At 41.3% G+C, this 13,299-nt stretch carries 15 protein-coding genes; 13 read left to right on the top strand and 2 right to left on the bottom strand.

The genetic code is table 11. The features are described from left to right. The first annotated feature begins 133 nt into the window (after nucleotides 1–133). The 8 genes from U3A58_RS08225 (at nucleotide 134) to U3A58_RS08190 (ending at nucleotide 6,240) form a co-directional block, all read left to right on the top strand. Nucleotides 134–1,234, top strand: coding sequence for a Glu/Leu/Phe/Val dehydrogenase dimerization domain-containing protein (locus U3A58_RS08225; protein ID WP_323822935.1), 1,101 nt, complete (start codon nucleotides 134–136; stop codon nucleotides 1,232–1,234). 115 nt (nucleotides 1,235–1,349) lie between these two features. Next, nucleotides 1,350–2,534, top strand: a complete 1,185-nt coding sequence (nusB, locus tag U3A58_RS08220) for a transcription antitermination factor NusB (RefSeq protein WP_323822934.1) — start codon at nucleotides 1,350–1,352, stop codon at nucleotides 2,532–2,534. A gap of 7 nt (nucleotides 2,535–2,541) precedes the next feature. Then, nucleotides 2,542–2,844 (top strand): YtxH domain-containing protein, encoded by a 303-nt coding sequence (locus U3A58_RS08215; RefSeq protein WP_323822933.1) that lies wholly within the window; start codon nucleotides 2,542–2,544, stop codon nucleotides 2,842–2,844. Between the two features lie 5 nt (nucleotides 2,845–2,849). Further along, nucleotides 2,850–3,392: a DUF1573 domain-containing protein gene (locus tag U3A58_RS08210; protein ID WP_323822932.1), complete on the top strand. Its 543-nt coding sequence runs from the start codon at nucleotides 2,850–2,852 to the stop codon at nucleotides 3,390–3,392. 2 nt (nucleotides 3,393–3,394) lie between these two features. Further along, a complete protein-coding gene (gene yajC, locus U3A58_RS08205; RefSeq protein WP_323822931.1) occupies nucleotides 3,395–3,712 on the top strand; it encodes a preprotein translocase subunit YajC in 318 nt (105 codons plus the stop codon). 8 nt (nucleotides 3,713–3,720) lie between these two features. Further along, complete coding sequence (locus U3A58_RS08200) at nucleotides 3,721–4,683, top strand: CdaR family protein (protein ID WP_323822930.1); 963 nt, start codon at nucleotides 3,721–3,723, stop codon at nucleotides 4,681–4,683. Next, nucleotides 4,676–5,281 carry a dephospho-CoA kinase gene (gene coaE / locus U3A58_RS08195; protein ID WP_323822929.1) on the top strand — a complete coding sequence of 202 codons (606 nt, stop codon included), beginning with the start codon at nucleotides 4,676–4,678 and terminating at the stop codon, nucleotides 5,279–5,281. The genes U3A58_RS08200 and coaE overlap by 8 nt, the downstream gene beginning before the upstream one ends. A gap of 77 nt (nucleotides 5,282–5,358) precedes the next feature. Then, a complete protein-coding gene (locus tag U3A58_RS08190; RefSeq protein ID WP_323822928.1) occupies nucleotides 5,359–6,240 on the top strand; it encodes a bestrophin family protein in 882 nt (293 codons plus the stop codon). A 223-nt stretch (nucleotides 6,241–6,463) separates the two neighbouring features. Here U3A58_RS08190 and serS read toward each other — a convergent pair whose 3' ends face one another. Both serS and U3A58_RS08180 read right to left on the bottom strand, forming a co-directional pair. After that, nucleotides 6,464–7,738: a serine--tRNA ligase gene (gene serS, locus U3A58_RS08185; RefSeq protein WP_323822927.1), complete on the bottom strand. Its 1,275-nt coding sequence runs from the start codon at nucleotides 7,736–7,738 to the stop codon at nucleotides 6,464–6,466. 39 nt (nucleotides 7,739–7,777) lie between these two features. Continuing rightward, nucleotides 7,778–8,545, bottom strand: coding sequence for a hypothetical protein (locus U3A58_RS08180; protein ID WP_323822926.1), 768 nt, complete (start codon nucleotides 8,543–8,545; stop codon nucleotides 7,778–7,780). Between the two features lie 74 nt (nucleotides 8,546–8,619). Between U3A58_RS08180 and U3A58_RS08175 the strand changes: the two genes are divergently transcribed. The 5 genes from U3A58_RS08175 to porG all read left to right on the top strand — a co-directional run bounded on the left by U3A58_RS08175 (nucleotide 8,620) and on the right by porG (nucleotide 13,290). After that, nucleotides 8,620–9,597, top strand: coding sequence for an isopenicillin N synthase family dioxygenase (locus U3A58_RS08175; protein WP_323822925.1), 978 nt, complete (start codon nucleotides 8,620–8,622; stop codon nucleotides 9,595–9,597). 2 nt (nucleotides 9,598–9,599) lie between these two features. Further along, nucleotides 9,600–10,799, top strand: a complete 1,200-nt coding sequence (gene chrA / locus U3A58_RS08170; RefSeq protein WP_323822924.1) for a chromate efflux transporter — start codon at nucleotides 9,600–9,602, stop codon at nucleotides 10,797–10,799. Between the two features lie 92 nt (nucleotides 10,800–10,891). Then, complete coding sequence (locus tag U3A58_RS08165) at nucleotides 10,892–11,557, top strand: CBS domain-containing protein (RefSeq protein ID WP_323822923.1); 666 nt, start codon at nucleotides 10,892–10,894, stop codon at nucleotides 11,555–11,557. A 3-nt stretch (nucleotides 11,558–11,560) separates the two neighbouring features. Next, nucleotides 11,561–12,436: an NAD kinase gene (locus U3A58_RS08160; protein ID WP_323822922.1), complete on the top strand. Its 876-nt coding sequence runs from the start codon at nucleotides 11,561–11,563 to the stop codon at nucleotides 12,434–12,436. Nucleotides 12,437–12,540: 104 nt separating this feature from the next. Then, on the top strand, nucleotides 12,541–13,290 hold the full coding sequence (gene porG, locus U3A58_RS08155; RefSeq protein WP_323822921.1) for a type IX secretion system protein PorG: 750 nt from the start codon (nucleotides 12,541–12,543) through the stop codon (nucleotides 13,288–13,290). Nucleotides 13,291–13,299: the final 9 nt, after the last annotated feature.

Here is a 13,299-nt window from a genome sequence, read left to right as displayed (position 1 = left end):
TTAAAATGAAGGAAATAGATTAGTAAAACTGGGTACATTAATCCTTTGAAGGCCAATAAAAGTATTTAATTTTGTATCGGCTATTTTCACTAGGAGTCCCCAAATATAACACATTCTAAAAAGCTAAGTTCACATGTTAGAGATTAAAGCTACCGAAACAGTACGTGAAGGTTCAATCTTTGGCCAAATCACTACGATGGATCACGAGCAATTGGTGATCTGCCACGATGAAGCAACCGGCCTAAAGGCATTGATCGGAATTCACAACACCACCTTGGGACCCGCACTGGGTGGAACCCGCATGTGGCCGTATGCTTCTGAGGAGGAGGCGATTACAGATGTTCTTCGACTTTCCAGAGGGATGACTTTCAAAAATGCCCTCGCCGGATTGAACTTCGGAGGTGGCAAAGCCGTGATTTTGGGAGATCCAAAATTGAAAAATGAGGCATTCCTTCGACGATTCGGGAGATTTGTTCAAAGTCTTGGAGGCAGATATGTGACCGCGGAAGATGTCAACATGAACACTGCTGACATGGAATTCATTGGGCTAGAAACGCGCCATGTCACCGGACTTCCAGAGATCAAGGGGGGCGGAGGTGACCCATCTCCAGTCACGGCCTATGGCGTATATATGGGAATGAAGGCCGCAGCAAAAAAAGCCTTTGGCTCAGCATCATTGGAAGGAAAGAGAATCGGCGTACAGGGTGTAGGGCAAGTGGGCACGCACCTGATTGAGTTTTTGATCAAAGAAGGAGCCAATGTGTTGATTACAGATATTTTCGAAGACAAACTTCAGGCTGTAGCCAAGTCTACTGGAGCTCAGGTAGTCGATCCACATGTGCTTTACGATTTGGAAATGGATATCTACTCTCCATGTGCCCTAGGTGCTACGATCAATGATCAGACCATCGATCGCCTGAAATGTGCAGTGATCGCTGGTGCCGCGAACAATCAATTGCAAGACGAGGCCAAACATGGCCGAATCTTAGTGGACAAAGGAATTGTGTATGCACCTGACTTCCTGATCAATGCAGGTGGGGTGATCAAGGTAGGAGCGGAATACCTCGGCGGATACAATAGAGATACCGTGTACAAGCAAACAGAGAAAATCTACGATACCTGTTTGGGGATTTTGAATAAATCTGAAAAAGAAAATATCCCTGCACAGCAAGCGGCTAAGGAAACAGCAAAAGCTAGAATAGAAGCAATTGGAAGAGTGAAGTTATCTTTCTAAGTAACTAAATATCCCTATCTAAACCACCGGGAATGGCTTCCGGTGGTTTTTTTGTCTTATCCATCTAGGTGATAGCCACCTCAAATTACCTATATTTGCAACTCATTTCGAAGACATGCTAAACAGAAGAATACTCAGAGTAAAGGCTTTTCAAAATCTATATGCGTACGAGCAGTGCAAGGGTTCCAACCTCAGCCTGTCAAAAGATTTTATCCGGGCCTCATTTATGCCAGATCTGAACAGCATGGAAGTGCAAGATAAAACCGCACTGAACAAAGAAGCCGAGGAAGCAATCAAGCTTTTTGATCAAAACCTTACTTCAAAGGACCTACTCAAATCAAGTGAAGCAAACCGAAAAATCAAGCAGGTGGTTTTGGATGCTTTGAAAAAATATCATGAGTCAAACGATAAAGACCACCAATTTCTCTTGAAAAACATGGTGGTATCAGCCGAACGCATACCTCAGTTGTACTTATTGGCTATAGAGCTCCTACAGGCATTTGCAAAACATGTAGAAAAAGAAATTGAAAAGAAGAAGAAATTCGCCGGAAACAACCCTATTGGCTTTGGGAACGAACTCAACTTTCCAAACAACCAAGTGCTGGCTTCTCTGCGTGAATCTGATTCATATAAGGCAGCCGTAGCGAGAAATAACGTCAATCTCCACGATGTGGAGCTAGAAATCAGAGAATGGTTTAGAGACTACATAAAGCCCTCTGAGCAATATCAATCTTATCTTCAGCTAGAGAACCCTACTATTAAGCAGGATTTTGACCTAGTAGATGATTTGCTGAAAAAAGTCCTTTTCAAAAATGAAGTGATCCTGAATTATTTCTCCGAAAAAGACCTCAACTGGACCGAAGACAAATCAGTGGTGAGAAGCTTAGCATCCAAAGTATTGAAAAATGCTGCTAACCTTAATGAGGAAAATGAAAGTCAAATGCCGGAGATTGCAATGAACTGGGACGAGGATAAGGAGTTTTTTCAAAATATCTTTAACTTCACGATTGAAAATGATATAAACAGTAAGGCTCTTATCTCTCAAAAAACTAAAAACTGGGATATTGACAGACTCGCTTTCACAGATAAAGTAATAATCTCGATGGCGATAGCAGAAATGAAAAATTTTCCCAGCATCCCAGTCAAAGTAAGTATAAATGAGTATATCGATATCTCGAAAACTTACAGCACCCCCAAAAGCAAGCAATTTGTCAACGGTTTGCTGGATGTGATGGCGAAAGAGTTAACCGATAGCGGAGAAATCCGTAAGAGTGGTAGAGGACTTTTGGACAATAAATAATATAACTATGAGCAAGAGCAGTAATTCACTCATCGCATTTCTAATCGGTGCTAGCGCGGGCGCAGCACTTGGAGTACTTTTTGCACCAGATACGGGGACCAATACCCGAGATCGCCTTTCTTTCAAACTTTCTAAATACAAGAAAGAGCTGGAAGAATTGATTGACGATCTAGTAGATGGAAAAGAAATGCACCTCAATGAGGCAAAATCCGAAGGTAAGCGGGTAATCTCCGAAGCTAAAAACAAAGCAGAGAACCTGCTTAGCGACGTGAACAAGTTAATAGATCAAATCAACCAAGGAAATAATTAAGCAATATGAGAATCAACGTAATAACTATGACGGCCTTTTCCGTCATGCTTGCATTGGGAGCTTCATGTAACCAAAAAAGTGATCAAGATGCCAAGATCAAGGCGCTTGAAGATAAAATCGCAAAACTAGAGACAAGCAACACTACAGCTACCCCAGTGAATGCCCAGGCTACTTCAGTAGCTGATCCTGCCACTTTGGGTTCATTTGAATTCCAAGAAATGGAATATGACTTCGGCGGCATCAACGAAGGCAAGGTCGTAGAGCACATCTTTAAGTTCACAAATAACGGACAAGCCCCACTGGTAATCTCCAACATTACCGCTTCGTGTGGATGTACTACTCCTGACTGGTCAAAAGCTCCAATAAAACCAGGAGATGAAGGATATGTGAAAGTAGTATTTAACTCAACTTCTAAGTCAGGAGCACAAGCTCCTACAGTAAGCATCCAAGCAAACACCAATCCAGCTGTAACCCGATTGAGATTGAAAGGTACAGTTACTCCAAAAATTGCAGGCGCCGCAGCAGCAGTAGGCCCGGTTAAACGATAATTATGATTTCTACAGTATTAGCTCAAGCTGCCGCAGGTGGCAGTGGAATATTAGGACAGGTTTTCCTCTTTGGTTCTATTATTTTGATCATGTATTTCTTCATGATCAGACCTCAGCAAAAGAAACAAAAGGAAAGCAAGAAATTTATTGAAGAAATAAAAAAAGGAGATGAAGTAGTTACCATCGGCGGTCTTCATGGTAAAGTAAGTTCAGTAGAAGGCGATGTCGTAATGCTTGAACTTGATAGAGGCCTGAAAGTCAAAGTTGAGAAATCTGCGATCTCTTTAGATTTCTCCAAGAAAACGGACACAAAAAAATAAATTGAATTTTGCCGGAAACTAAAAAATCCTCCAACAGGATTTCTCCCAAAAGACTCTCTAATCTAAAAGTGGTAGTTCTCTGCATCGCAGCAGCTACCACTTTTTGGATTTTAAACGCCCTCAATAAGGACGATTACAATACTATTGTCGATTTCCCGGTAGATATCATTTACGACAAGAGTCAGTTTGTTGCTGTGTCTGGGCTGCCAAAAACACTGGAAATAGAAATATCCGGAAATGGCTGGGATCTACTCAGAAAGTATTTTAATTTCAACAACGACTCTTATCCTATAGAGCTTAATAACCCCTCCACTAAAAATTACATTCTTACCGCAGACCTCAAAAGATCTCTTGGAGATTTCCTTTCTCCCACACAGCTAGTCTCGGTAATTAAAGATTCGCTGAAGTTTAACATTGACAAAATAAAAACCATCAAAATCAAGCCAGTCCTAGACTCGACAAGTTTCTCACTGGGCAAGAATTATAGGGTTCTCAAGCAAATTACTTTTAGCCCAGAAACTATTACCCTCATAGGTCCTAGTTCAGTGCTTGATAGCCTCAAGAGCTTCCCGGTTTTCCTGGAGGAAAACCGCATAAACAAATCTATAGATAAGGAAATCAGTCTTATTGTACCTGAAAATCTGGGTAATCATGTGACGATTGAAGAGGATAAAATCCGGGTAAAACTAGAAGTGGTTGAATTCCTTGAAGGGAATAAACGACTGAAAATTAAAAAATTAAACTTTCCTAAATCTGTCACATTAGCGGAAGAAGATGTAGTAATCATGATCTCCTACTTGGTGGATGAGCGAAAATCAGCTGAATTAAAAGATTTAGAGTTTGAAGCGGTCTTGGATTACTACAAAAGAAATAAAGAAGACAGCACACTCACTGTCCAAGTGAAACCAGTGCCGGATTACCTTGAACAAGTGGTGACAGTACCGGCAATCCTAAAACTCAAATATGAGTAAACTCAATCCCGTCTTAGTAGGTATTACCGGTGGAATCGGATCTGGTAAAACAACTGTGGCAAAGATTTTTTCTATACTGGGCATTCCCATTTATGCTGCAGATGATAGAGCCAAGTGGCTTATGGAGAATGATGAGGTTCTCAAGACTCAAATAAAGGAATTCTTCGGGGATGAATCTTACCTTGCCGATGGCAATCTCAACAGAAGTTTTCTAGCCAATACAGTATTCTCCGATCCTAAGAAGGTCAAGACTATTAACACACTGGTTCATCCTGCCGTTGGAAAGGATTTTTCGGATTGGTCATCTCAGCAAACCTCTCCCTATGTACTAAAAGAAGCCGCTCTGATCTTTGAGACAGGAGGAAATAAAACACTGGACTTTGTAATCAACGTAAGCTCACCTCTTAAAGTACGGGTGGCTAGGACGCTGATGAGAGATCCATTTCGTTCTGAGGAGCAAGTGAATCAAATTATCGATCAGCAACTTCCAGATGAACAGAAAAATGAATTAGCTGATTTTGTGATTAGGAATACAGATAACAAACTATTGATTCCACAGGTTTTGCATATTCATCAGCAATTGATTTCTGAGATTTAGGACACTCTTGTTTGTGATAAAAGCAGCTTAATTCTTATTTTTCTTCCTTCATCCCAAACACACTTTTCAATCATCTTATGAAAGGATATAATCCTAAAGACTGGTTTACAATTCTATTTTTAGTCCAAAAATCTGACACCTTAGTTAAGCTAGGCCCCCTAATGGTCATTATTTTCATCTACACACTGGGCATAGCCTATCTGGAAATGGACTACCTGAAGATCGGCGAGAATAGCTGGGTACAGAATATCCCGATCATGCACAGCTTACTGAGTTTTGTCATTTCCCTCCTATTGGTGTTCCGAACTAATACTGCCTACGACAGATGGTGGGAAGGAAGAAAGCTTTGGGGACAATTGGTCAATACCAGCAGAAACTTGGCCCTCAAATTAGCTGGAATTCTAGACAATTCTGATGAAGGATGCAGACGGTTTTTTAGAAGAACTATACCGATTTATGCATTTGCCCTGAAAGAACATTTACAGAATACTGTGACTATGTATATGCTGGATGATGAGAAAGATGAAGAAATAAAACCTGAGATCGACCCCGAAAAGCACGTCCCAAATCAAGTAGCCAAATTGATGTTTGCCAAGGTAAATGACCTTTATAAATCAAAAAAAATCACTGGAGATCAATTAATCATTTTGAACCAAGAGCTGATCTCCTTCACAGATATCTGCGGAGCCTGCGAACGCATTAAGAACACACCGATTCCCTATTCTTACAGCTCCTTTATCAAGAAATTCATTCTGGCATACACCCTCACTTTACCGCTGGGCTACGTGTTTTCACTCGGTTATTATGCTGCGCCTATTGTCACCTTCATTTTTTACGTTTTAGCTAGTTTGGAAATAGTGGCAGAAGAAATTGAAGAGCCTTTTGGCTCCGATGCAAATGACTTACCGATGGGAAAATTGTCAGAAAACATCCAAAAGCACGTGGAAGAATTAATCTGAATACGCCTACAGGCAAGATAAACTTTTATGCTGTCTTTCATTGGGGAATCTTGTCGTTTAGACACTTTTTCTTAGTCCAAAAAAGCTCTAATAGAAGTCTAATGGGTGAAAAACTAAAATTACACACTGTAGAAAGGCTGTTTGAAGAAAATGCGTAATAGCCTAAAAACAAAAAAGGCGTGAAGATCAGATCTTCACGCCTTTTTCTAACCGTCTCATTTACTTAGGAGATCTTATCAAATCCTAAGTAAGGATGAAGTACTTTCGGCATGTTGATACCATCTGCTGTTTGGTTATTTTCCAAGATAGAAGCAACGATTCTAGGCAATGCCAAGGCACTCCCATTCAATGAATGGGCCAGATGAGTTTTCTTATCAGCACCTCTGAAACGTAGTTTCAAACGGTTAGACTGGTAAGTTTCAAAGTTGGAAACAGAACTTACTTCCAACCATCTCTCCTGAGCGGCAGAAAATACTTCCATATCATAAGTCAAAGCGGATGTGAAGCCCATATCACCTCCACAAAGTCTGAGTACGCGATAAGGCAATTCCAGCTTTTGTAACAGTCCCTGCACATAGCTGCTCATACTTTCGAGCGTCTCGTAAGATTTATCAGGATGCGTGATCTGCACAATCTCCACTTTGTCGAACTGATGGAGTCTGTTGAGCCCTCTTACATGAGCTCCCCAGCTTCCCGCTTCTCTACGGAAACATGGAGAGTGTCCGACATTTTTTATGGGAAGATCACTTTCAGAAAGAATCACATCACGATAAATATTCGTGATTGGCACCTCTCCTGTAGGAATCAAATACAACTTATCAGCATCAGCATAATACATCTGCCCTTCCTTATCCGGAAGCTGACCTGTACCAAAGCCTGAGTCCTCATTCACCAAAATCGGTGGCTGAATCTCCTCATAGCCCTGTGCCAACGCTTCGTCTAAAAAGAAGTTGATCAACGCGCGCTGTAGTCTAGCTCCTTTTCCTTTATATACCGGAAATCCTGCTCCTGTGATTTTCACTCCAAGATCAAAGTCGATGATGTCATACTTTTTGATCAAGTCCCAGTGCGGAAGCTTATCAGCATGCAGCGTTGGGATTGCTCCATTCTCCAGCACTACCTCATTGTCCTCAGCTGATTTACCTGCTGGCACAGATGTGTGAGGGACATTTGGAATGGTATAAAGTAAGGCTAGCAATTCATCCTCAGCCTGAGCATTTTGATCTTCAAGATCCTTAGTCTGTATCTTAAGTTCAGAAGTTTTCTCTCGGATTTTGGTTGCCTCTTCAGCTTTTCCCTCACGCATCAATGACCCAATCTGCTTCGAAATAGCATTGGATTCACTTTGTATTTGATCACGCTCTGCCTGCGTGGATTTTCTCAACTCATCCAGCTCCACCGCCTGATTCAATACAGCTTCCGCATTTGGAAAATTTCTCTTTTGAAGACCGGCAAGTACACCAGCGTAGTTTTCTCGAATTTGATTAACTAAAAGCATCTTAAAATCTATGAAATTGAAGCTCCAAAGATAAGCATGTTAGCGAACAATGATGTCTTTACTCACACTTGAAAATGGCCCACCGAGCTCTTTTCCATCCGAATGAAGTAAGCTAACTTTCACCTGATAAGTACCTGCAGGGAGATTTTCTACACGGACTGGAGCCATGTGATCAATTTCATATGTTAGGTCATTTACCTCAATAGCCACTTTAAGTCCATCCAGTTTCATATCGCCTCCTAAAACCAAAAAATCAATAACCACCTCGCCACCGACTTCATGCACTTGATCCGAGCGTGGGAAATTCAAGACTAGATAGGGCTCAGCCGAATAAGGAAAAGGTCTAGAATCTCCAACTTGAAAATCTCTATCCACATAATTCCCGAAATTCTTCAAAGCCAACCCCTCTTGATCTACTAAATATGCGACAACTCGGTAGCTGCCTTCTGCTAAGTCTCTTTGAAATATCGGGGAATAAAATCCTACCGGATCCCCACCATTCAAGATGTTGAAGAGTTTAAATTCTTTAGTTTCATTTAAGTCAAATGGAAAATTCTTAACATTATACTCAAAAGGCACCTTCCCCGGTTTGAATATCTGATTTCCCAAGGGGGTATATAATTCAAGGATGGCGTCGGGATAGGGTGCCTGATCTTCATACTGATAGAATTTTACCTGTGGTACAGAAGACGCTTGAGCATCTTGGCCAGTTGGCAAATTTACTATCTCCTCATTGACTCTCTCTTTCTCCGAAGAACAAGCTGAGAAAAGCCAAATCAATGAGAGTAATGTCAGGATTTTATTCATACAGCATGTAAATTGAGATTAAAGATATTTAATTTTAAAGATTAATTAGACCTTGAACTATAATACATATCCACATGGACATCCTATTTGCTGAAATCCCAAGTTTAGATTTAGGTGATTTTACGGCTGGTTCTCCAGCTCAAAAGGCAGCATTTGTACAGAAGCTTGGAGAGGCCTACCAAAACATCGGCTTTGTCGCCCTCAAAAACCATGGCTTGTCACAAGATCTCCAAGATAGACTTTACGAATCTATAAAAGATTTCTTCAAACTTCCTGATGCGATTAAATCCAACTACGAGAAACCTGAAATCGGATTTCAACGCGGCTACACGGGTAAGGGAAAAGAACATGCCAAAGGCAGAAATACGGGTGATTTAAAGGAATTTTATCATGTAGGACAAGAACTCAGCCGAATCCCGGATACTGATCCAATCAAGTCCGAATACCCGCCAAACATCTGGCCTTCGGAGCTGCCCGAATACCAAAATGATGCAAATGAGGCGTATCGCACACTTGAAAGTGCAGGAAAATCCATGCTTCAGGCTATCGCACTTTCGCTGGATTTAGATGAAAATTATTTTGAAGACAAAGTAGCCCATGGGAATTCCATTTTGAGGCAAATCCATTATTTCCCAATTGAAAACCCAGATGAAGTACCGGCAGATGCGGTAAGAGCAGCAGAGCATGGGGACATCAACTTGATCACGCTATTGATGGGAGCAAGTGCAGACGGACTCCAGGTCTTAAGAAGAGATGGCAAATGGATTCCAATCACTGCACTGCCTGACCAGTTAGTAGTGAACGTAGGTGATATGCTGGAGCGATTGACGAATCAAAAATTAAAGTCCACCATTCATCGTGTGGTCAACCCACCCCGAGAAAAGATGAATACCAGCCGGTATTCAATTCCGTTCTTTATGCATCCTCGCTCTGAGATGGATCTCACTTGCTTGGATAGCTGTGTGGATACAGATCACCCAAAACAATTCGATGATGTCACCGCAGGAGAATTCTTAGAAGAGCGCCTTCGTGAACTTGGTCTGAGAAAATAGGGATGTCGGTAAAGCAAGTCCGATATTATTTATTTCTGAAAGACACAATTACCCTTTCACTTACGGCATTTGGTGGCCCGCAAGCATTTCTTGCCATGCTATTAGAGCGTATGGTAACAAGGCGTGCCTACATTCAGGAGGAAGAGCTATGGGAGCTTAATGCCCTCTGCAATATGCTCCCCGGCCCATCTTCCACTCAGTTAGTCTGTGCGATCGCTTATCGGGTGGGTGGCCCGAACTTAGCCTACCTTGCCCTCATTGTCTGGATTTTGCCCGCTACCTTACTCATGATTTTTGCGGCCATGCTCATTTATTTTCTTCAGGAAAACACTCCTGGAGCGTTGGATTTTGCACGATTTATCCAGCCTATGGCAATTGGCTTTATTATTTTTGCCGCGCAAAAAATAATTGGCAAGACGATCAAGACCACCGAGGCCATGGTGTTAGTATTAATTTCTGCCTTTGTTTCATTTTTCTATAGTTCCCCCTATATCTTCCCTGTCCTACTGATTATCGGCGGATTAAGCACCTCTATTAAGTACAAGCAGCAACCCAAGCTGGAGAAAGATGAACCACTGAAGATAGAATGGGCCAACTTTTACCTGTGGGGTGGTGTATTAATCTTAGCAGCTGTATTGGGTGCTTTTACTAAATATCAACCCATTATATTATTCGAGAACTTCTATAGAAACGGGAGTTTGATCTTCGGTGGCGGGCAAGTACTTGTTCCTTATTTATATACTGAGTTTGTTGACTTCAAGCACTTCCTGAGTTCAGAAGAATTCCTTACTGGATACGCTATTTCCCAAGGTATTCCTGGGCCTACTTTCAGCATTTCTTCTTACGTAGGAGCTCTTTCTATGAGAGAATTCGGTACAGTAGGTTTTTTTGTGGGAGGAATTATAGCTGCCGCTGGAATTTTCCTTCCTGGAATTTTTCTCATTTTCTTTGTAATCAGATTTTGGGATCAGTTGAAAAAATACCGGCCTGTAAGGGCTGCTTTAGAAGGGATTAATGCGGTATCATGTGGAATGCTGATCGCGGCAGCCTACTTGCTTTTTGAGCCACTTGAGGCAAATGGTCTGAATATTATATTTATTCTAGCCACTTATGTGTTACTTCAGTTTACAAAAATCTCATCGCCACTAATCATTGCCGGTGGGGTGGTGCTGGGGATTGTTTATAATAATTTCTTCGTTTAATTCTGAGAGAATCCTCTCGTATTTACTCCAAAAGGAACAAGAATAGGAGTTGTCGCGTTCTATAATCTAAATTCATTCCCTATCTTTCTTCTATGCACGCCTACGAGTACATCAATAATCTGATCCCACCACTAAAGCTTTCCGACAAAACGGGAATGGCTTTGGCATGGATGGAAGAAATCAGAACTGACGTACTTCCAGTCATTGATAAGGGATTTTTTTTAGGATTGATTAAAGAGGAAAGGATTTTTGAAGTAAATAATCCTGACACTTTGATTGCCGATATAGAACCGACCAATCCAGGCTGCTGGGTATATTCCGATAAGCATATTTATGATGTGCTACGCGTTAGTTCGGAGCAAAATTCGAATATAGTTGCTGTTTTAGACAGAGAATTAAATTACTTGGGCATAGTAACTCTGGAGGATTCCATAGCTGCTTTTGCTGATAGCCTTTCTATAAAATCGCATGGGAGTGTAGTTATTCTATCTATGGCCATGACTGATTATAGTTTGGCGGAGATTTCTAGAATCATAGAATCTGAAAACACAAAAATTCTCAGCTCCTTCATCACGACAGATCCTCTGGATGACAGTAAGATCAAACTCACATTGAAACTCGACCAAACTGAGCTAAGACATATTAAAGCAACGCTGGAGCGATTCGGATATAAAATCATAGACCATTATCAGGAAGAATCCGGAGTGAGCAGCGAAGAAGATAGAATCGGTAACTTGCTAAGATTTTTAGATATTTAGGACATGAAAGTCGCCCTTCATGGCTTAGCATTGAAAGCAGAACTGTTTTCAGATGTTCAGTCACTTTTCAACGAACTTACTAAGCATCACTTTGAAATATTTGCCACCGAGCAATTTGATCGGCAGTTGCGCATGCATGGCCATAAGTCATTGAATTATTGGGTACTAGAAAGCCGAGAGGATATGGCGGCTATGGATTTTGTGATCTCCATCGGTGGAGATGGTACTTTACTGGACGCTGTATGCCAAATAGGCGACCTCGAAATACCAATCTTAGGGCTAAACACAGGCAGATTGGGCTTTTTGGCCACCGCGGCAACAGAAAAGATTTCTGAAGCTATTTCAGACCTAGCTACTACTAATTATCAGGTAGAGTCCAGATCTTTGATTTCTCTTCAAAGTCATAGAAAGTTATTCAATGGTTTTAATTTCGGCTTAAACGAATTCACCATTCACAAGCATGACACCTCATCTATGATCACGGTTCACACCTATATAGACGGCAAATACTTGAACAGCTATTGGGCGGATGGTTTAATCGTCTCTACCCCTACCGGCTCTACGGGCTACTCTCTAAGCTGTGGAGGCCCACTGATCTCACCAGAGGCTAAAAGTCTCGTCATCACCCCTGTAAGCCCTCACAACCTAAATGTTCGACCCATCATTGTTTCGGATGAAAGCGAGATCAGTTTTGAAATAGAGGGACGGGCAGAGAAATTCTTAATATCTTTGGACTCACGATCTACGTCCATTTCTTCGGGGGTGAAGCTTAGTGTGAAGAAAGAAAACTTTTCAGCAAAACTGGTAAAGTTGCCTCATTATCATTTCTTTGACACGCTTAGACAAAAGCTCAATTGGGGATTTGACATGAGAAACTGAATAAAAATCCCTAAGACCTGAGGAAATTGAGCTTAACAATTATTAACCCGCTAAATACTGAGATGCGTTTTTTAAACGTTAGGTACTTCATATCTTGCACCGTCTTGAAAAAGGTCAATTTTCAGATTATCAGTTACTTACTTGTATTTCTGTTGTGTTTTTTCGGTTTTTCTGAAAAAACAGAAGCTCAGAAATACGAAATAGGAGGCGGATTAGGTGTTGCTGCATACAGTGGTGATATCATTCGGAAAATTGACCCGGGTCAATTAGGACTTCAAGGCACGTTGTTTGGCAAGAGAAATTTTGACAATGTGTGGTCATTGAGAGTTGCTGCAAGTGCGGCATTTCTCAATGCAGCAGATAGCATCAAGCCCATTGATCGTTTGGCGGAAGTCCGAGATGGCAGGTTTAGAGCTGGAATATTGGAAGGTTCGGCAGTGATGGAATTTAATTTCCTGAATTTCCTTACCTCCAATTCAGAGTTCCGCTTTTCACCTTATGCCTTTTTTGGAATAGGCTATACCTACGCTTTTGCCAAGGGAAATACATTTGCTTTTAACACTTCAACCAATTATAACGTCGGTACGATTGTCATACCATTTGGTGGAGGCATCAAATACCAGCTGAATGACCGCTGGATCTTAGCAGGTGAATTAGGCTTTCGACCAACTTTAACAGACTACTTAGACAAAATAGATAGTACAGAGCCGGTAATTCCAAGATTTCAGGATCCTAACAACCCTGGAGATCCATACGGAATTAATTTTGGCAATGCTTACGACAAGGATTGGTATTACTTCTTAGGAGTAACAATTAGCTATACTATCACGACTACCAAATGCTACGCATATTAATAAATCGAG

It is taken from the genome of Algoriphagus persicinus (genome assembly GCF_035156415.1).
Lineage (GTDB): Bacteria > Bacteroidota > Bacteroidia > Cytophagales > Cyclobacteriaceae > Algoriphagus > Algoriphagus persicinus.
Note: the sequence above shows the minus strand (reverse complement) of the source record. Positions and strands in the feature narration are given on the sequence as shown.

Coding starts and splice junctions, on each gene's coding strand:
- U3A58_RS08160 (WP_323822922.1), top strand. CDS start 11,561: ATGAAAGTCGCCCTTCATGGCTTAGCATTGAAAGCAGAACTGTTTTCA.
- U3A58_RS08215 (WP_323822933.1), top strand. CDS start 2,542: ATGAGCAAGAGCAGTAATTCACTCATCGCATTTCTAATCGGTGCTAGC.
- U3A58_RS08210 (WP_323822932.1), top strand. CDS start 2,850: ATGAGAATCAACGTAATAACTATGACGGCCTTTTCCGTCATGCTTGCA.
- nusB (WP_323822934.1), top strand. CDS start 1,350: ATGCTAAACAGAAGAATACTCAGAGTAAAGGCTTTTCAAAATCTATAT.
- coaE (WP_323822929.1), top strand. CDS start 4,676: ATGAGTAAACTCAATCCCGTCTTAGTAGGTATTACCGGTGGAATCGGA.
- yajC (WP_323822931.1), top strand. CDS start 3,395: ATGATTTCTACAGTATTAGCTCAAGCTGCCGCAGGTGGCAGTGGAATA.
- serS (WP_323822927.1), bottom strand. CDS start 7,738: ATGCTTTTAGTTAATCAAATTCGAGAAAACTACGCTGGTGTACTTGCC.
- U3A58_RS08165 (WP_323822923.1), top strand. CDS start 10,892: ATGCACGCCTACGAGTACATCAATAATCTGATCCCACCACTAAAGCTT.
- U3A58_RS08175 (WP_323822925.1), top strand. CDS start 8,620: ATGGACATCCTATTTGCTGAAATCCCAAGTTTAGATTTAGGTGATTTT.
- chrA (WP_323822924.1), top strand. CDS start 9,600: ATGTCGGTAAAGCAAGTCCGATATTATTTATTTCTGAAAGACACAATT.
- U3A58_RS08225 (WP_323822935.1), top strand. CDS start 134: ATGTTAGAGATTAAAGCTACCGAAACAGTACGTGAAGGTTCAATCTTT.
- U3A58_RS08180 (WP_323822926.1), bottom strand. CDS start 8,545: ATGAATAAAATCCTGACATTACTCTCATTGATTTGGCTTTTCTCAGCT.
- U3A58_RS08190 (WP_323822928.1), top strand. CDS start 5,359: ATGAAAGGATATAATCCTAAAGACTGGTTTACAATTCTATTTTTAGTC.